General features: G+C 73.5%; 18 protein-coding genes and 1 tRNA gene. 9 read left to right on the top strand and 10 right to left on the bottom strand.

The window, feature by feature from the left end; translation table 11 throughout:
- Window positions 1-10 precede the first annotated feature (10 nt).
- Window positions 11-367 carry a hypothetical protein gene (locus ACGFMP_RS35455; protein WP_393678060.1) on the top strand — a complete coding sequence of 119 codons (357 nt, stop codon included), beginning with the start codon at window positions 11-13 and terminating at the stop codon, window positions 365-367.
- A 40-nt stretch (window positions 368-407) separates the two neighbouring features.
- On the opposite strand, the gene ACGFMP_RS35460 is transcribed toward ACGFMP_RS35455, so the two are convergent.
- From ACGFMP_RS35460 to ACGFMP_RS35480, 5 genes are all read right to left on the bottom strand, one after another.
- Window positions 408-2,120: an RNase A-like domain-containing protein gene (locus ACGFMP_RS35460; RefSeq protein WP_393677943.1), complete on the bottom strand. Its 1,713-nt coding sequence runs from the start codon at window positions 2,118-2,120 to the stop codon at window positions 408-410.
- The gene (locus tag ACGFMP_RS35465) at window positions 2,120-2,422 is read right to left on the bottom strand and encodes a WXG100 family type VII secretion target (RefSeq protein WP_393677945.1); all 303 of its coding nucleotides are present in this window, start codon (window positions 2,420-2,422) and stop codon (window positions 2,120-2,122) included. The genes ACGFMP_RS35460 and ACGFMP_RS35465 overlap by 1 nt, the downstream gene beginning before the upstream one ends.
- A gap of 94 nt (window positions 2,423-2,516) precedes the next feature.
- Window positions 2,517-2,912: a WXG100 family type VII secretion target gene (locus ACGFMP_RS35470; RefSeq protein WP_393677947.1), complete on the bottom strand. Its 396-nt coding sequence runs from the start codon at window positions 2,910-2,912 to the stop codon at window positions 2,517-2,519.
- A 549-nt stretch (window positions 2,913-3,461) separates the two neighbouring features.
- A tRNA-Leu gene (locus tag ACGFMP_RS35475) sits at window positions 3,462-3,546 on the bottom strand.
- Window positions 3,547-3,614: 68 nt separating this feature from the next.
- Window positions 3,615-3,968, bottom strand: a complete 354-nt coding sequence (locus tag ACGFMP_RS35480) for a chorismate mutase (RefSeq protein WP_393677949.1) — start codon at window positions 3,966-3,968, stop codon at window positions 3,615-3,617.
- 115 nt (window positions 3,969-4,083) lie between these two features.
- Between ACGFMP_RS35480 and fdhD the strand changes: the two genes are divergently transcribed.
- Together fdhD and ACGFMP_RS35490 are read left to right on the top strand one after the other, a co-directional pair.
- Complete coding sequence (gene fdhD, locus ACGFMP_RS35485) at window positions 4,084-4,929, top strand: formate dehydrogenase accessory sulfurtransferase FdhD (protein ID WP_393677951.1); 846 nt, start codon at window positions 4,084-4,086, stop codon at window positions 4,927-4,929.
- Window positions 4,930-4,966: 37 nt separating this feature from the next.
- Window positions 4,967-5,341: a hypothetical protein gene (locus ACGFMP_RS35490; protein WP_393677953.1), complete on the top strand. Its 375-nt coding sequence runs from the start codon at window positions 4,967-4,969 to the stop codon at window positions 5,339-5,341.
- On the opposite strand, the gene ACGFMP_RS35495 is transcribed toward ACGFMP_RS35490, so the two are convergent.
- Window positions 5,281-6,288, bottom strand: a complete 1,008-nt coding sequence (locus tag ACGFMP_RS35495; protein ID WP_393677955.1) for an NAD-dependent epimerase/dehydratase family protein — start codon at window positions 6,286-6,288, stop codon at window positions 5,281-5,283. The genes ACGFMP_RS35490 and ACGFMP_RS35495 overlap by 61 nt on opposite strands.
- Before the next feature lie 161 nt (window positions 6,289-6,449).
- On the opposite strand from ACGFMP_RS35495, the gene ACGFMP_RS35500 reads away from it, so the two are divergent.
- Window positions 6,450-7,322 carry a LysR family transcriptional regulator gene (locus ACGFMP_RS35500; protein WP_393677957.1) on the top strand — a complete coding sequence of 291 codons (873 nt, stop codon included), beginning with the start codon at window positions 6,450-6,452 and terminating at the stop codon, window positions 7,320-7,322.
- A 267-nt stretch (window positions 7,323-7,589) separates the two neighbouring features.
- A complete protein-coding gene (locus tag ACGFMP_RS35505; RefSeq protein ID WP_393677959.1) occupies window positions 7,590-9,416 on the top strand; it encodes an AMP-dependent synthetase/ligase in 1,827 nt (608 codons plus the stop codon).
- 52 nt (window positions 9,417-9,468) lie between these two features.
- Here the strand turns inward: ACGFMP_RS35505 and ACGFMP_RS35510 are convergent, their stop codons facing one another.
- Window positions 9,469-10,158: an SLATT domain-containing protein gene (locus ACGFMP_RS35510; RefSeq protein WP_393677961.1), complete on the bottom strand. Its 690-nt coding sequence runs from the start codon at window positions 10,156-10,158 to the stop codon at window positions 9,469-9,471.
- A gap of 164 nt (window positions 10,159-10,322) precedes the next feature.
- On the opposite strand from ACGFMP_RS35510, the gene ACGFMP_RS35515 reads away from it, so the two are divergent.
- Window positions 10,323-11,150: an aldo/keto reductase gene (locus tag ACGFMP_RS35515; RefSeq protein WP_393677963.1), complete on the top strand. Its 828-nt coding sequence runs from the start codon at window positions 10,323-10,325 to the stop codon at window positions 11,148-11,150.
- Window positions 11,151-11,220: 70 nt separating this feature from the next.
- Window positions 11,221-11,964 (top strand): class I SAM-dependent methyltransferase, encoded by a 744-nt coding sequence (locus tag ACGFMP_RS35520; RefSeq protein WP_393677965.1) that lies wholly within the window; start codon window positions 11,221-11,223, stop codon window positions 11,962-11,964.
- A 12-nt stretch (window positions 11,965-11,976) separates the two neighbouring features.
- Here ACGFMP_RS35520 and ACGFMP_RS35525 read toward each other — a convergent pair whose 3' ends face one another.
- The 3 genes from ACGFMP_RS35525 to ACGFMP_RS35535 all read right to left on the bottom strand — a co-directional run bounded on the left by ACGFMP_RS35525 (window position 11,977) and on the right by ACGFMP_RS35535 (window position 15,529).
- Window positions 11,977-12,693 (bottom strand): Clp protease N-terminal domain-containing protein, encoded by a 717-nt coding sequence (locus tag ACGFMP_RS35525; protein ID WP_393677967.1) that lies wholly within the window; start codon window positions 12,691-12,693, stop codon window positions 11,977-11,979.
- A 101-nt stretch (window positions 12,694-12,794) separates the two neighbouring features.
- Window positions 12,795-13,313 (bottom strand): hypothetical protein, encoded by a 519-nt coding sequence (locus ACGFMP_RS35530; RefSeq protein WP_393677969.1) that lies wholly within the window; start codon window positions 13,311-13,313, stop codon window positions 12,795-12,797.
- Between the two features lie 143 nt (window positions 13,314-13,456).
- Complete coding sequence (locus tag ACGFMP_RS35535) at window positions 13,457-15,529, bottom strand: phage holin family protein (protein WP_393678062.1); 2,073 nt, start codon at window positions 15,527-15,529, stop codon at window positions 13,457-13,459.
- A 339-nt stretch (window positions 15,530-15,868) separates the two neighbouring features.
- Here ACGFMP_RS35535 and ACGFMP_RS35540 point away from each other — a divergent pair, with 339 nt between their 5' ends.
- Both ACGFMP_RS35540 and ACGFMP_RS35545 read left to right on the top strand, forming a co-directional pair.
- Window positions 15,869-16,669, top strand: a complete 801-nt coding sequence (locus ACGFMP_RS35540; RefSeq protein ID WP_393677971.1) for an MBL fold metallo-hydrolase — start codon at window positions 15,869-15,871, stop codon at window positions 16,667-16,669.
- Window positions 16,666-17,286 carry a DedA family protein gene (locus tag ACGFMP_RS35545; RefSeq protein ID WP_393677973.1) on the top strand — a complete coding sequence of 207 codons (621 nt, stop codon included), beginning with the start codon at window positions 16,666-16,668 and terminating at the stop codon, window positions 17,284-17,286. The genes ACGFMP_RS35540 and ACGFMP_RS35545 overlap by 4 nt, the downstream gene beginning before the upstream one ends.
- The last annotated feature ends 70 nt before the right edge of the window (window positions 17,287-17,356 follow it).

A 17,356-nucleotide genomic window follows, 5' to 3' on the forward strand; every position in this document is an offset into this window, starting at 1 on the left:
CGTGGACAATCTGTGGTGGATTATTCCGGTTCTGCTGTTCGGCAGCGGCTTCATCGGGGACAAGCTCAGCGCCGCGACGAAGATGCGGCACAAGCGCAAGCTCGAAGTCATCAAGGCCGAGGAGCGCCGGCAGCACGCGCTGACGGCCGCGAACCGCCCGCCGGAGCCGGTCTGCGGCTGCACGCACCACCTGGCGATGCACGGCAAGGACGACGGCAAGTGCCATGAGGTCGTCGAGGCGCCCGCGCTGTGGGACGCCGAGCGCAAGCCGCTCCAGTACTCGCCGCAGCAGTGCAACTGCCAGCAGTACGTGGGCCCCGAGCCGCTCGGCACGGTCTTCGCGCCGGAGATCACCGATCTGCGCTGACCTCGGCTGATTCCCGCGTCACCTCAGGCGGTCGACGGCATCAGTCGGGGGTCGAGGTGGTGACGATGAACGGCGGGTCGAGGCCTGGATCACGCTTGATCACCACCTGGACGCCGTGCAGTTCCGAGACACGCGGGTGCTGGGGGTCGCTGGCGTAGTCGTCCTTGGAGATGCTGCGCCCGGTGACCGGCCCGTCGGAACCGAAGTCGGCGTTCAGCGTCTTGGTGTCGGGCGGTGGGGGCGAGTCGAGGAAGTCCTTGATCTCCTCCGACCTCATGTCGAGGCACCGCTGGGTGTACTTCTGGGCGTCCGACAGGTCCTTGTACGAGGACGCGCCGGGTATGCCGCCCTGGTCCCGCAGCCGCTGGGCCAGCTGCTCGTCGGTCTTGCCCACGTGCTTGTCGATGCCGTGCGCACCGCCCATGTACTCCTGGTTCGCGAGGTCCAGGGGGTAGGTGTGGCCGCTGGCGGGGTCCCCCTGGACCGTCCACTTGTGCTGGTGCTTGAAGTCGTTCAGGGAGCGGGCGCCGAAGCCCTCGCTCCTGGCCTCCTCGGCCTGGAAGGTCGGCGCGCTCAGATATGCCTCGTCGAGTGAGGTCATCCGGCCCGACAGCTCGGTCGCCAGTGCGTGGCAGGCCTGCTGGAAGGTGTCGACGGCGGTGTGGATCCGGTCGTAGGGCATGTGCGACCTGAACGACGCGACCATCTGGGCGACCAGGGCAGCGCCCCCGCTGACGGTGTCGAAGATGTCCCGCAGCGGGTTCTCGAAGCTCTTGGCGGTGTCCTGGATCATCAGCTTGGCCGCCTCGACCGCTGCGGGCACGACGATGTCGCGCAGGGTCTTCTGCGCCGCCAGGGCGTCCTGGCATGCCTTCTCGATCGCGAGCGCCGTGTCGTCGAGCACCGTGATGATGGGGCGCCGCTGCACGCGGAGGGTCGAGCTGGTGCTGGTCTTCCACGGCTGGGAGGGCTCGCCGCGCGTCTTGCCCCATGCGGTGGTGCCCCAGATCGTCTGGCAGAAGGAGCGCATCGCCTTCTGCCACTCGTCGTTCTTGTCGTCGGTGATGTACCCGATCTCCCCGGTCAGGTTCTCGCCGGTCTTCACCACGGCGGCGCCGCAGACCTTCCACTGGTCGCCCACCGCGCCCAGGCCGTCCGTCATGCCGGGGGTGATCTCGTACAGGCCGCCCAGCCTGAGGCCCTCGTCGATCACTTTCTCCACGTGGTCGGCCACGAAGTCGGGGATGTGGCCGAGTGCCCGGACGATCCCCCAGTCGGAGTCGGCGTTCGTGCCCCGCCACCTGATGTCGGGGACCTCCCCGTAGTCCGGCGGCGTCTCGATGACCACCGGCGGCTGCCGCATGGGGGGCGGTCCTGACTGCTTGTGGACGACGAACCAGTCGGCGGCCGCGTAGTTGTTGGCGGTGACGGTGAAGCCCACGGCCGCGCCGCCGATGCTCGCCACGCTCTTGGCCCACACCTCGAGGAAGCGCTTGGCCACCTTGCGGTAGGCGTCAGCGAAGGCACCTGGGCCCTCCCCGTTCCCCGCGACCTGCCGGTGGTCGGCGAGGGCGTGCACGAGGTTCCTGGCGACGGTGTCGAATGCGAACTGCTCGTCCCTGATCCGGTAGGACGTGTAGTACAGGTTCGCCGGCCTGACGTCGAAGCCGCCGGAGCCGGTGGGCGACGCCGTCTCCAGCCGCTTGAGCTGGTCCGCCCGCTCCCTGGCGTCCGGCAGGCCGTCGCCGCCCATCAGGCGCCGCCCCAGCCGCGAAGCACCGCCTTGTGCGCCGCGTCGTAGTTGATGTGGCCGGTGACGACCAGCTCGTGCAGCCAGCTCTGCGCGCCCTGCATGTCCTGCACCGCCCCGTCCCACCGGTCGAGGCTGTCCACGCACATGTCGCGGGCCTCGCCCTCCCAGCCGCGCACGATCCGGGCCGCCCGGGCGTAGAGCTCGTCGAGGTGGTCGGTGAGGTCCTTGAGAATGGTCTCCATCTCGGACGACAGGTGCACGAGCGTGCCGAAGTCGACCGAGATGCCTTCGTCGTGTGTCACATGGCCCCCAGGTGGACTGTTCTCCTCGGCAGCCGGCGGGTCCGGCCGGGAGGGCGTGCCCGCGGGGTCCCGCCGTCCATCCGGCGGACCCGCCCTACAGGTCCGCGACCCGGCTGCGCGGTGCTGCCGGGGGCGGGGCGGCGGCGGGCAGGGCGGGAGAGAAGAGCGGCGGCGCGCCGTCCGAGGGGATCGCGAGGGCGCGGAAGGACTCCAGCGTCTCCAGGTCCCCGGCACTGAAGCCGTCGCGGCTCATCCGGACCGCTTCCTCGATGAAGCCCAGCATCCGCCGGACGGTGACGGCGTCGGTGTTGACGCTGCGCTGGAGGTCCCGGTAGATGCTCGCGGTCGGGCTGCGCCAGCCCTTCTCCGCGGCGTCCACCAGCGCGTTCAGCTTCTTGATCTGGGTTTCCAGATGGCTCTGCATGCTGTCCAGGTCGCCGGCCAGGCTGGTCAGATCGTCGGCGGTGGCCTGGAGCCGCGGCTTTGTCATGGCGCCCCCTCAGGACCGGGGAGCGCACGGCTCCCGCAGCCAACTGTCCGTCAGACAGCCGTGTTGCGCCAGCAGTTGTACCGAGAAGCCGGGAAACGGGAGTGACGTGCGAGCAGCCGTGCTTCCTTGCGCACCGGCGGGAACCGTCCTGTCCTCGCTGACGCTGCCGGGCACCGACGCCGTCGCCGACGTGCGGTGCGGGGCCGCAGCTGTGACGTGTCGGCGGGCCCCGACCGGACCACGCTTTCGCGGGACGGCCGGGTGGTCTTCCGCGCCACCGGCGCACGGGCCGCCGTACACGACTTCCTGCTCGCCGGCTCCGGCGCGTCCTTCGGCCTCAACGCCGCGGGTGCCGTGCACATCGAGGTCTTCCCCGGGCACGGCCGGCCGCGCTCCACCAGGGCGGCCCAAGGGCCGCAGCCGCGTCAGGCTCCGACCGCGGCCGGCCTGCGGGCGCTCCCGAGGCGCATGCGGCCCAGGACAGCAGAACGTCCGGGTCGGAAGTGGATACCGACCCGGACGTTCTCCGAGCTGTGCCGTGTTGCCGTGTGTCCGAGGGGGGACTTGAACCCCCACGCCCGATAAAGGGCACTAGCACCTCAAGCTAGCGCGTCTGCCATTCCGCCACCCGGACCGGGTGTGCCGCCGCGACCGCCGGGTCGTGGTGACAGGCTCCACGATACCAAGGATCGGCAGTGCTTCTCACCTGCGATTCCCGTCGCCCTGCTGGGGGCGCGCGGCGATGGCGCGGTGATGGCGGACGACCTCGTCGATGATGAAGTTCAGGAACTTCTCCGCGAACGCCGGATCGAGCCTGGCGTCCTCGGCGAGGCGGCGCAGCCGGGCGATCTGGTCGGCCTCGCGGGCCGGGTCGGCCGGCGGCAGGTCGTGGGCGGCCTTGAGCTCGCCGACCTGCTGGGTGCACTTGAAGCGCTCCGCAAGCAGGTGCACCAGGGCGGCGTCCAGGTTGTCGATGCTGCCGCGCAGATCCCTCAGGCGCTGGAGTGCCTGCTCGTCACCCACCAGGGTGTGCTCGGCGGTCGGCTGGTCGCTCATCTCTCTGCCATCCTGGTAGATCCGTGGTGCACGGCTGCACGGTCCCGATCACCCTATGACACCCCGCCCGGGTGTACGGCCGGGGCGTGGACGGCCGCGGAGGGAGTGAGGACCGATGGGACGGGTCACGGAGCGGCGCCGGGTGCTGCGGGTACGCGGCGGGGTGGCCGCCCACCGGGCCGACACCCTGGTCGCCGAGGAGCCGCTGGAGATCCGGCTCAACGGCCGCCCGCTGGCGATCACGATGCGCACGCCGGGTGACGACTTCGCCCTGGCCACCGGTTTCCTCGTCAGCGAGGGCGTGGTCGCGGCGGCGCACGAGGTCGCCAACGTCGTCTACTGCGCCGGCGCGACGGCCGACGGCGCGAACACCTACAACGTGGTGGACGTGACGCTCGCGCCCGGGGTGCCGATGCCCGACATCAGCCTGGAGCGCAACGTCTACACGTCCTCCTCGTGCGGGTTGTGCGGCAAGGCCAGCCTTGACGCGGTCCGCACCGCGACCCGGCTGCCGATCGCCGACACCGCACTGCCGCGGCTGACGCCCGAGCTGCTGGCCGTGCTGCCGGAGCGGCTGCGGGCGGGGCAGGCGGTCTTCGACAGGACCGGCGGACTGCACGCCGCCGCGCTCTTCTCCGCGGACGGCCGACTGCTCGACCTGCGCGAGGACGTCGGGCGGCACAACGCGGTGGACAAGCTGGTCGGGCGGGCGCTGCGGGACGGCGGGCTGCCGCTGGACGGCCGGATCCTGATGGTGTCGGGCCGGGCGTCCTTCGAGCTCGCGCAGAAGGCCGTGATGGCCGGCATCCCGGTGCTTGCCGCGGTCTCGGCGCCGTCCTCGCTCGCGGTGGACCTGGCCAGGGAGAGCGGGCTGACCCTGGTCGGCTTCCTGCGCGGCGACTCGATGAACGTCTACGCGGGCGAAGGCCGTATCGCACTGGCGGCCGAACCGGCACACTGAACCGGTCCGACCCGTACGACCGTCCGAGGAGCCAGGCGTGTTCGCCCTCAGTGCCGCCCTGACCGTTCTGCTGCTGCTCGAGGTGGTGCCCTCGGCGCTGGCCGCGCTGACCCGGTTCGGCCCGGGGGTGGAGCGGCTCGACAGCCTGACCAGGCTGGGGCTGCGGGACGGCAGGAACTCCTGGGTGGTGACGGGCGCCGGGGTGCTGCACACCGCGGCCACGGCGGCGGTGCTCGCCGGGATCTGGCGCCCCGCCTACGGTGTCGCGGGCGGGGCCGCCGAGACGGTGTACTTCTGCTGGGTGCTGCTGCGCCAGCTGCGGGCCGGCGACCGCGGCCGCGAGCTCTTCGCCTACTCGCTCTTCGCGTCGTGGGCGCTCGCCGTGCTGGTGGTCTGCGCGTTGCGGCGGTGACCGCCGGCTTCCGTGGACCGTAGGAGCGCCGCCAGGCCCGCCCTGGCGTCCGGGTACACCGGCCGCCAGCCCAACTCCGCCGCGGCGAGGGTGCTGTCGACCCGCAGGTTCGAGCCGAGCACGGCGTGCACGTAGCCCATCGGGCGCATCGTCCAGCGCGGCACCGTCATCGGCCGGGGCAGCCCGAAGGCGTCCGCGACGAGCCGGAGGTGGCTGCCGAAGCCGAGGGGCGTGGCGTCCGCGATGTTGTACGCCTGCCCGGGGGTGCCGTGGTCGACGGCGAGCGCCACGGCGGCGGCCGCGTCGGTGAGTTCGACCCAGGGCAGTGCCAGGCCGCGGTCGGGGGTGGCCGGCAGCACGCGCCTGCGCAGCATCGGGAGCAGCGCCTCGGTGCCGCCGGGGCCGTAGAAGAGGCCGAAGCGCAGGGCGATGCCGTCGATGCCGTCGGCGCCCAGGGTCAGCTCCTCCTTGGTGCGCATGGCGGCGATGTGGCGTTCGAGCGCCGGGGTGGCGCCGGGCGGGGCGAAGGGTGCGCCGGCCTCGGTGAGCGGCCGGTCGCCGTGGTCCCCGTACCCGTAGCCGAAGACCATGGACTCGGCGATGAAGCGGTGGGCGCCGACCTCGCGCGCCGCGGCCAGCAGGTTGGCGGTGCCGACGGTGCGCAGGGTGTCGGTGGCGTCCATGTCGGCGTGCCGTACGGGCGGCTTGCGCAGGGCGGTCGCCGCGTGGACCACCACGTCGGCGTGCTGCCCTGCCACCGCGCGGAGCACGGCGTCGCGGTCGGTGAGGTCGGCGCGCAGGTCGTTGGCGGGGCCCCGGCCGAGCCCGACCACGCGGTGGCCTGCGGCGGCCAGGGCCCGGCTGATGTGCCGGCCGAGTACTCCGGTGGCTCCGGCCAGCAGGACGGTCCTGGCGGGGGCCCGGTGTGCGGTGGTGTCGTTCGTCATGCCGGTGCGACGGACGGCACCCCGCGGAATGTGACATCGGCCGGGGGCCGCACGGCGGTACGCGGGGCCGCGCCATGAGCGGTAGGGCGGGCGGTGGGCGTGCGATCAGGTTGGCCGGTTACCGCCCTGACTGCCATCACGCACCGCGATAACGTGCGGCCATGTTCGAGCCGGTCCAGTTGCGTACGTTCCTCGCCGTCGCGCAGACGCTGAGCTTCACACAGGCCGCGCACCGGCTCGGGCTGCGGCAGTCCACGGTCAGCCAGCATGTGCGGCGGCTGGAGGAGACCGCCGGGTGCCGGCTCTTCCTGCGCGACACCCACGGGGTGGAGCTGACCGAGGACGGCGAGGCGATGCTCGGCTTCGCCCGGCCGATCCTGGAGGCCAACGAACGGGCGGCGGCCTTCTTCGCCGGCACCCGGCTGCGTGGCCGGCTGCGGTTCGGGGTGTCGGAGGACTTCGTGCCGACCCGGCTCCCGGAGATCCTGGCGGGCTTCAGGCGCGACCACCCCGAGGTGGACCTGGAGCTGATTGTGGAGCTGTCCGGCGCCCTCCACCAGCGGCTCGACGTGGGCGGCCTCGACCTGTGCCTGGCCAAGCGCCACAGCCCGGAGGGACCCGGGCGGCTGGTCTGGCGGGACAAGCTGGTGTGGATCGGCGGCGAGCGGCTGCGGCTCGACCCGCGCCGCCCGGTGCCGCTGATCGCCTTCCCGCCACCGGGGCTCACCCGGGCCAGGGTGCTCGACGTGCTGGAGCGGCACGGCAGGGCGTGGCAGGTGGCGGGTACCAGCGGATCGCTGAGCGGTCTGGTGGCGGCGGCCAGGGCCGGGCTCGGGGTGATGGCGCACGCGCAGGGGCTGATTCCGGCCGGTCTGGTCCGGGTGCCGCCCCGCGCCTGCGGGCTGCCGGACCTCGGCGGGGTGGACTTCGTCCTGCTGCACGGCCGGCGGGATTCCCGTGCACAGGAGGCTGCGGACGCGCTGGCCGATGCCATCCTGGCCGGTGGCGACCTGCTGCACAGGCCGCTGCCGTGAGCCCTGGTGACGCGTGGGGTGCACGGGGCGCGCGAGAGCCCAGGGGGTGGAGCGACCGTGACCGGCACGGGCAGATTTGGTGGAGATCCGCGCCCCGCCGGGCAGCCCCGCTGAACCCCGGATTCCGCCGACTTCCTTGTCACAGCCCGGAAATGCCGCCCGACCAGCACAAACGTCCGAATCACCGATAATTTTCCGCCCCTCCCGCAGGCCCGGCGGATCGGGTAACTTACGGCCCCGCACTGAGCGGTCCTAGGAGAGCACCCGTTGCGTCAGTTCACCGTCCCCCCACTGGCCACCTCACCCAAGGCCGGCGGTTTGGCGGATGCCGTGTTCGGCAACGCACAACAGACCCCCGACCAGGCCGTCCTGGCACGCGCCGACGACCAGGGCGAATGGCACGATGTCAGCGCCGCCGAATTCCGCGATCAGGTACTGGCGGTCGCCAAAGGCATGCTGGCCGAAGGCGTCCGCTTCGGCGACCGCGTCGCGATCATGTCCCGCACCCGCTACGAGTGGACGCTTTTCGACTTCGCGCTGTGGTCGATCGGCGCCCAGTCGGTGCCGATCTACCCGACATCCTCATCGGAGCAGGTCCGCTGGATGCTGCACGACTCGGCCGCCGTGGCCGCCGTCGTGGAGCACGAGGACCACGCGATGACGATCGGCGCGGCCGTCGACGAGCTGCCCAGGCTGGAACGGCTGTGGCAACTGGACGCGGACTGCGTCGCGGAGCTGTCGCAGGCCGGCCGGCACATCGGCGACGACGTGGTGGAGCGGCACCGGCTGGCCGTGACGCCGGACGCGGTCGCCACCGTCATCTACACCTCCGGCACCACGGGCCGGCCCAAGGGCTGCGTCCTCACCCACGCCAACTTCATGGCGGAGACCGACAACGTGGTGGCCCGCTGGGAACCGGTCTTCTCCAGCAAACCGGGCGAGGAACCGGCCACCCTGCTCTTCCTGCCGCTCGCCCACGTCTTCGGCCGGATGGTCGAGGTGGCGTGCATCCGGCACCGGATCAGGCTCGCGCACCAGCCGAGCATGGCGGCGTCCGATCTGATCCCCTCGCTCGCCGGTTTCCGGCCGACCTTCGTGCTGGCCGTGCCCTACGTGTTCGAGAAGGTCTTCCAGGGCGCCCGGCGCAAGGCGGAGACCGGCGGGAAGCTGGGCCCCTTCGAGAAGGCCGTCGAGGTCGCGGTCCGGTACGCGGAGGCGATGGAGGACAGGGCCTTCGGCACCGGTCCCGGGCCGAGCGCCTCGCTGCGGATGCAGCACCAGATCTACGAGAAGCTGGTCTACAGCAAGGTGCGTGCCGCACTCGGCGGCCGGGTGCGGCACGCGATCTCCGGCGGGTCGGCGATGGAGCGGCGGCTCGGGCTGTTCTTCTCCGGCGCGGGCGTGACGATCTACGAGGGCTACGGGCTCACCGAGACCACGGCGGCGGCCACCGCGAACCCGCCGGAGCAGACCCGCTTCGGCACCGTCGGCCTGCCGGTGCCGGGCACCACCGTGCTGATCGCCGAGGACGGCGAGATCTGGCTGCGCGGCGGTCAGGTCTTCGGCGGCTACCTCAACAACGTCAAGGCCACCGACGAGGTACTGCGCGACGGCTGGCTGGCCACCGGCGACATCGGCGCGCTCGACGAGGACGGCTACCTGACCATCACCGGGCGCAAGAAGGAGATCCTGGTGACCAGCGGCGGCAAGAGCGTGTCGCCGATCGCGCTGGAGGACCGGGTGCGGGCGCATCCGCTGGTCGCGCAGTGCGTGGTGGTCGGCAACAACCGGCCCTTCGTGGCGGCCCTGGTCACCCTCGACCCGGAGGCGGTGGGCCACTGGCTGACCATGCGCGGCAAGCCGCGGCTCGGGCCTTCCGACCTGGTGCACGACCCGGACCTGGAGACGGAGATCCGGCGGGCGGTGGTCGCCGCGAACACCCTGGTGTCGCAGGCCGAGTCGATCCGGACCTTCCGGATACTGGCCGCGCAGTTCAGCGAGGAGCGCGGCATGCTGACGCCGTCGCTGAAACTCAAGCGGCGGGCGATCGAGGCGGCGTACGCGGCGGAGATCGAGGCGCTCTACCGGGCCTGAGGGCGCCAGCGATCCCGCGCGAGCGCGCGCCGGCCACCGGCGGGGCGGCCTGTCATGGACGCTGCTCCGCGCCGGGCAGCGGGCTCTGGCCCTGGAGCTGGCTGGTGCTGGCGCTGAACGCGGCCTGCCACTGCGCGGTCTCCCCGTCGACATGGCCGCGCACGGCATCGGCCAGCCGCTGGACGAGCGCCAGTTGCCGCTCGACCTCGGCGGGTTCCAGCAGCCGGCCGGGTGTGTCCAGGCCGGGTCCCGCCCGCAGCACGTCTGCGGCCCACTCAAGCCGGACGGCGTTCAGCTCGGTGCGCAGGGCGTGGGCGACGACGACGTCCCGCATCCAGGCGGCCGACACCCCGAAGAAGTGGTCGAAGCCCTTGCAGCCGGCGGCGACCGCGAGCAGGACGTAGCCCCAGCCCTGACCCGAACCGCCGTAGGCCGCGGTGCCCAGCGGGACCGCGGTGCCGGCCACGGCGAAGCTGATCGCGAGGCCCTGGAGCGTCCGGGACGCCACGCGCTTGAGCCGCTTGTCGTGCAGGTACCAGTCGATGGCGGCCTCGGCGTCCTGCTCCGCCCAGGTGCGCAGCCGGGCCAGCGTCTCGCGCTGCACGGCGGGGTCGGCGGCCGAGGCGGCCGACACATCGGGAAAGGGCTGCGGCTGGAGGTCTCCGCGCCGCCGGCCGCGCCGCGCCCCTCCGGCGCGGTCCGCCGGCCGCGTCTCCGCCACCGGCGTGTTCTGGCCCGCCATCGGTCCGCTCCCCTCCGCTGCCCGGGCCGAGCCGGGTCCCGCGCGTGAGGTTATCGGCTCGGGTCGCCGGGGGACGCGGGAATGCGCCGATCGGCCGCAGGGTTGTACGCCCCGGTCCGGCACCCCGCCGTACGACCCGCCCCCGACGTAAGGATCGACCGCCCGTGAGCAAGGTCCCCGCCCTCACCCTCAACAACGGTGTCCAGATGCCGCAGCTCGGCTTCGGCGTCTGGCAGGTGCCGGACGACGAGGCGACCGACGCCGTCGCCACCGCCCTCGACGCCGGCTACCGCAGCATCGACACCGCGGCCCTCTACGGCAACGAGGAGGGCACCGGCCGGGCACTGGCCGCCTCGGGGCTGCCGCGCGAGGAGTTGTTCGTCACCACGAAGGTGTGGAACACCGACCACGGCTACGACGCCGCGCTGCGGGCCTTCGACCTCTCGCTGGCCAAGCTGGGCCTGGAGTACGTGGACCTGTACCTGATCCACTGGCCGCAGCCGCAGCGCGACGCGTACACCGACACCTGGCGCGCCCTGGAGCGGATAGCCGCCGACGGCAGGGCGCGGGCGATCGGCGTGTCGAACTTCCAGCCCGCGCACCTGCGCCGGCTGGTGGCCGGGGCCGACGTGGTGCCCGCGGTGAACCAGGTCGAGCTGCACCCGCAGCTCGCCCAGTCCGAACTGCGGGCGGTGCACGCGGAGCTCGGCATCGCGACCGAGGCGTGGTCCCCGCTGGGCCAGGGCAAGGGCCTGCTGGCCGACCCCGTGGTCGCGAAGATCGCGGACCGCCACGGGCGGACCGCCGCGCAGGTGGTGCTCAGGTGGCACCTGCAGCTGGGCAACGTGGTGATCCCCAAGTCGGTGACCCCTTCCAGGATCCGGGAGAACATCGACGTCTTCGACTTCGAGCTGCCCGCCGCGGACCTCGCCGAGCTGGCGGCGCTCGACGACGGCACCCGCCTCGGCCCGGACCCGGACACCTTCGGCTGATCCTTCGCGTAACAGCAGCGCAAGGTCCAGGACAGGCTGCTGTTCATCGGCACCGTCTACGATCGGCCGCATGCTGGACTACGACTCGGAGGCGGCGCGCTACGACGCGACGCGCGGTGGTGTGCCACGGGCCGACGCGGCGGCCCGGGCGGTGCTCGCGCTCGTTCCCGGCCGGGCCCGCACCCTGCTGGACGTGGGGTGCGGTACCGGCCTGGTGACCGAGCGGCTGGCCCGTCCCGGCCTGCGGGTCCTCGGCGTGGACGCGGCCGACGGGATGCTGCGTACGGCGGCCGCGCGGGTCGGCGGATTCGTGGTCAGGGGCGACTGCCGCCGGCTGCCCTTCGCCGACGATTCGCTCGACGCGGTGAGTGCGGTGTGGCTGCTGCACCTGCTGCCGGACGCGCTCGCGGTGGTCGCCGAGTGCGCCCGCGTGCTGCGGCCCGGCGGTGTCCTCGTCACGACCGTCGACAAGGACGCGGGGCACGATGTGGACAGCGACGTCGACAGGTTGCTCGCCCCCTACCGGGTGACGAGGGCCTACGACGCGGGGCCGCGGGTCCTGGCGGCGGCCGTCGAGCACGGTCTCGGCCGGATAGGCGAGGCCCGTTTCACCGGTCACGGACAGGGCAGGTCCCCCAACCGGACGGCCGGGGACGTGGCCCGGGGCTACTACGCCTCCGCCCTGGTCCTGGACGAGGACGGCGCCTCGGCCCTCGCCGGCCGGCTGTCCGGTCTGCCCGACCCCGACGTGCCGCGCGCGGACCCGGTCTACCGGCTGCTGGCGCTGCGCAAGTCGGCCGGTCTGGCCGCCTGACCTGCGAGCCGGTCAGGGGGTGAGTCCCGCCAGGGCCTCGACGAGCCACTCCTCGACCGCCTGGTGGGTGATGCCGAGGGCGGTGAGGGCCTGCGCCGACGGATCCTGGTCGTCGCTGAGCACGCCCAGCAGGATGTGCTCGGTGCCGATGTAGTTGTGGCCGAGGCGCAGGGCCTCGCGGAGGACGAGTTGCAGGGTCTTCTTGGCCGCGGGGCTGATCGGCAGATGCCCGGTGAGCGGCTTCTTCCGGTCCCCCGGGGTGGCGACTGCGGCGCGCACGGCGTCAAGCGTGGTGCCGAGGTCGGTGAGGGCGCGGGTCGCGAAGGTGTCCTGCTGGTCGAGCAGGCCGAGGACCAGGTGCTCCGGCTCGATGGCGCCGTGCCGTGCGGTGCGGGCCTCTTCCTGCGCGTCGGCCACGGCCTTGCGGGCGCGGGGGGTGAAGCGGCTGAAGTTCGCCTCGACGTTGAGTTCGAGGTCTTCCGGGACCTTGGGCACGAAGCGCTTCTGCGCCGCCTGCTTGCTGACGCCCATGTGCCGGCCGATGTCCGTCCAGGACGCGCCGGCCCGCCGGGCCTGGTCGACGAAGTGGCCGATGAGGTGGTCGGCGACCTCGTCCAGGTGCGTGGCGACGGTCACCGCGTGTTCGAGGTCGGCGAGCGGGTCGCTGCCGGGGTGCTGCTGCTTGACGTAGTCGATGAGGTCGTCGAGTCGTACGGGGTGTGAAGTCATGCGTCAACCGTAAGTTGACGCAGCCGGATCGTCAACCCGTAGTTGACGAATGATTCCCCGTGCGCCCGCCCCGGGGAGCCGCGAGGCGCGGGCGGGGTGCGTCAGGCGACGATCTGGCGGACGCTCGCGGGGGCCGCGGCCGCGGCATGGCAGGCCACGAGGGTGCGCAGCGCGCGCTCGGCCGCCGCGTCGGCCGGCGTGACGGCGATCAGGCACTGGTCGAAGTCACCAGGCGCCGCCAGCGCGTCATGGTTGACGGTCAGTTCGCCGACGACCGGATGCAGGACGCGCTTGATGCCGTGGTCCCGCTCCTTGACCGTGTGGTCCTCCCACCCGGCCGCGAAGTCGGCACCTGCGGAGCGCAGTTCGGCGATCAGTCCGAGCAGCCGGGGGTCGTCGGTGTGCCGGGCGCGATTCACCCGCAGGTTGCCGACCGTCTCCCGGGCGACCCGCGCCCAGTCGAGCTTCGTCGCCCGGATCGGCGTCGGCAGGAAGAGCGCGCGGGCCAGGTTGTCCGCGCCCGCCGTGCCGAAGCCGTCGCCGAACAGCGCCGCGGCGGCCGTGTTGTGCGCCAGCACGCCGAGCCGGAAGTCCATGACATGAGCGGGCAGCAGCGGCATCCCGTCCGCGGTCCCAACCGTCCTGGAACTGTGGGGGCCGAGCTGGTCGCAGCTGCTGCGTACGGGGGTGTCCGCATGAACGGAAGACTCTTCTCGGCGGCCGGGACCGGGCCGAAGCAACATCTCCTGAGGAGGTGCCGAACTCAGCGGCCCGGGGCCGCGTCCGATCCGCTGGCGGCGCCCAGCGGGTGCGACAGGCCGTCGTGCGGGCGCGGGCGCAGCAGGGGTGCGGGCGCGGGGTCCGTGGCAGGGGTGAGCCACCCGCGGAACACCTCGTGCAGGGACTCCGCTCCGACGATCGGTCCCGGCGGCAGCGGGAGCCCGGCAGGGGCCAGCAGGAAGGGGCGGGACTGCGGCCCGCCGAGGCCGCCGTGCGACCCGGCCTGCTCCTCGAAGGCGTGCACCGCCCCGCTCCCCGGGTCGACCGCCGAGTTGACCATCAGGTCGGCCGTGTGCGGGAAGGCGTCCGCCCGCAGCACCGCCGCGGCCGCGCCCGCGCCGAAGCACGCCAGCGGGTCCGCGCCCGTCACCCGGCCGGTGGCCAGCTCGTGTTCGCCGCCGCCCGGGCCGAGCACCAGCGGCCCGCGCCGCTCGCTGCGGACCAGCACGAAGCCGATCCCCGGGTGCGCGGTGAGCTCCGGCAGCAGCCGCGGGCAGCGCTGCGCCAGCTCCTCCAGGGTCGCCCGCCCGGCGATGTCGGGGAAGGCGACCAGGCCCAGGTTGCCCGAGGCGAGCACGATCGGGTCGGACGGCGGGCCCTGGCAGGCCGCCTCCTCCGCGGCCCGCCGCCCGCGTTCCGGCCGCCGCAGGGCGCTGCGGGCCGCGGCCCGCGCCTCCGCGCCGGTACGCCGCCTGGCCCGCCGCCCCGGCTCCCGCCCGGTGGGCGGCAGCCCGCAGCCGGCGCGCACCAGCTCGCGCAGCCCCGTACCGTACGCGTCCTCGAAGGTCTCGCCGCCGCTCTGGCCGTGGTCCGAGAGCAGCACGATCCGGTACGGCCGGGGGGCGTGGCGTGCCGCGTCGGCGATGAGCAGCACCGAGCGGTCGAGCCGGGTGAGGACCTTGCGGGCGTCCCGGCTGCCGGGGCCCGAGTGGTGGGCGACCTCGTCGTAGGCGACCAGGTCGGCGTAGACGGCGGTGCGCCCGGCGAGCATGTCGCCGATGACCGCGGCCACCGCCACGTCCCGCTCGACGACGGTGGCGAAGGCGCGCAGCACCGGGTAGAGGCCGCCGCGCTTGATCCGCGGGCGGTCCCTGCGCAGCCGGGACGCGCTGGACTCCACGACCTCCCTGCCGACCTCCGCGACGAACGACCATGCGGTGCGCACGGCGTTGGCCGGGTCGGAGAAGTAGGCGAAGTAGCCGGACCTGGAGCGGCTGAACTTCCCCCGCTGCGCCGCCACCGACATCACCAGCGCCGACTGGTCGGCGCCGCCGGTGAAGAGGTTGCCGCGGCTGGCGCCGTCCGCGGCGAGCAGGCCGCGGTCGCCGGTGCGCTCGACCGCCCGGCGCTCCAGCTCGGCGGCGCTCGACGGCCGGTTGCAGACCATGACCTGCCCGGTCTCCTTCTCGAACCAGCGGAAGGCGGGCACATCGTGGTTGCTGCCGTGCAGGATCGCCAGCTGGCTCGCGCCGGTCTGGCTGCTCCAGTCGGTGTGCCATGGGGTGAGCCGGTGGGTGCTGCCGAACCAGCGGGCCAGCGTGGGCATCGCGGGCGGGCTGGAGGTCAGGGCGGAGTGCAGCACATCGTGGCCGACGCCGTCGAGCTGCAGGAAGACGGTGCCGGGGGTGGTCGGCAGCGGCGGGTCGCCGGCGCGGCGCCTGCGCCGGCCCGCGAGCCGGGCCAGCCGCCGCCCGTAGGCGGCGTCGTCGCGTACGGCGAGCGCGGTGCTGGTCGCCGACGACGCGGCCGACATCACCGCGGCGATCACCACGGCGGTGACCGGTGTGACCTCTCCCCTGCCGTCCGGGGTGAACCGCAGCGCGACCAGCAGCAGCGAACCGTTGAGGAAGAAGACCAGCGCGCCCAGCACCAGGGCGGGCACCAGCAGCAGCGCCCTGACCAGCAGCGGCCACACCAGCGCGCTCAGCACACCGAAGGCACCCGCGCCGATCGCCGCGGTGACCGCTATCTGGGTGGGGCTGTCGCCGTTCGGCGCCTCGATACGGAAGTCGGGCAGCAGCCAGGCCAGGACGGCGAGGGTGGCGGAGGCCACCATCCACACCGCGAGCACCCGGCCGACGGCCCGCAGGGCGCTGTGCCTCGCGGCCCGTCTCCGACTTTCACCCGGCTGAGGCACGCCTACACCCTGCCATACCCGTACCCCCGGACCTGCAACGAAGGGCATACGCTCGGGGGCGGACGGGCGCGGAGGGCGCACGAACGCGGGCGGCCGGGGAGCGTACGCGCCCTTTTCCGGGGCAGCGGCGGACGGACGCGGTGCGGCCGGCGGGACAGCCGGTCGGATCCGGCCGGCCGGTCGGGGCAGGTCGGCGGGCAGCAGTCGGCGAAGGCCCGGCGGCAGTCGGGCACGGGGCATGGCGGAGGGACGGGCACGTTGACGGTGGAGATCACGTGGTGGGGCCATGCCACGGTGACCGTGCGGGACTCCGGGATGCGGGTGCTGACCGACCCGCTGTTCGCTCGCCGGCTCGCGCATCTGCGCCGCCGCCGCGGCGCCGTGCCGCCGGCCGCGGCCGCCACGGCCGACGTGGTGCTGGTGTCGCATCTGCACGCCGACCATCTGCACGTCGGGTCGCTCGCCATGCTCGCGCCCGGCACCCCGGTGCTGCTGCCGCGCGGCGCCTTCGCCGCCGTCCCGGGGCTGCGCCGGGTGCGCGACCGGCTGCGGCTGACGGAGGTCGAGGCGGGCGAGTCGCTGGACTTCGGCGCGCTGACCGTGCGCGTCGTACCGGCCGCGCACGACGGGCGGCGGCTGCCGTACGGGCCGCAGCGCGCGCCCGCGCTCGGCTACGTGGTGGAAGGGGCCGCGCGGACCTACTTCGCCGGGGACACCGGGCTGTTCGACGGGATGGCGGAGGCGGTCGGGCCCTGCGACATCGCGCTGCTGCCGGTCGGCGGCTGGGGGCCTTTCCTCGGCGACGGGCACCTGGACGCCGCCAGGGCCGCGCAGGCGCTGGCGCGGCTGGCACCGCGGGCCGCGGTCCCGGTGCACTACGGCACGTTCTGGCCGATCGGGATGGACGCGGTGCGGCCGCACGAATTCCACACGCCGGGCCGGGAGTTCGTCCGGCAGGCCGCGCGGGCGGCCCCGCGGGTGGCGGTGCACCGGCTCGACCACGGGCAGAGCGTCACCGTCGCGGCCGCCGACGCGCCGGGACGGGGGACCGCCGGGTGATCGCCTTCCTGGCGTCCGCCGCGGCGAATCCGCCGCCGTCACAGGGCGCGCAGCAGGCGGTGGGCTACCCCTCGCTGTTCCTGCTGGTGGTGCTCGGCTCGCTGATACCCGTGGTGCCGACCGGGGCGATCGTCTCCAGCGCCGCGGTCGTCGCCTTCCACCAGACCGATCCCTTCGCGCTGCTCGGCGTCTTCTGCGTGGCGTCCTTCGCCGCGCTGCTCGGGGACATCGGGCTCTACGTACTGGGGCTGCGCGGCGTACGGTCGCGCAACGGGTCCCGCTGGCTGCACCGGCTCCAGGCACGGGTCGACGAGCACACGCTGGCGGCCGCGCAACACCGCCTCGACGAGCACGGGGCCGCCGTCCTCGTGCTGTCCCGGCTGCTGCCCGCGGGCCGGATCCCGGTGATGGTGGCGTGCCTGATGTCCGAGATGCCGCTGCGCCGCTTCGTGCGCGGCGATGTGCCGGCCTGCCTGGCGTGGGCGGCGACCTACCAGCTGATCGGCATCCTGGGCGGTTCGCTCTTCCCCGAGCCCTGGCAGGGCGTCGCCCTGGCGGTCGGCCTGACCTTCGCGATCGCCGCCGGTCCTGCGGTCGTACGGCACTTCCGCCACTGATCCGAACGGCTCCCGGGCCCGCAACGGGCGCTCCCGCGGGCCGTGGTCGGTCGGCACGCTGCGCAGAAAG

This window comes from Streptomyces sp. NPDC049040 (genome assembly GCF_043197715.1).
In the GTDB taxonomy this organism is placed as follows: Bacteria; Actinomycetota; Actinomycetes; order Streptomycetales; family Streptomycetaceae; genus Actinacidiphila.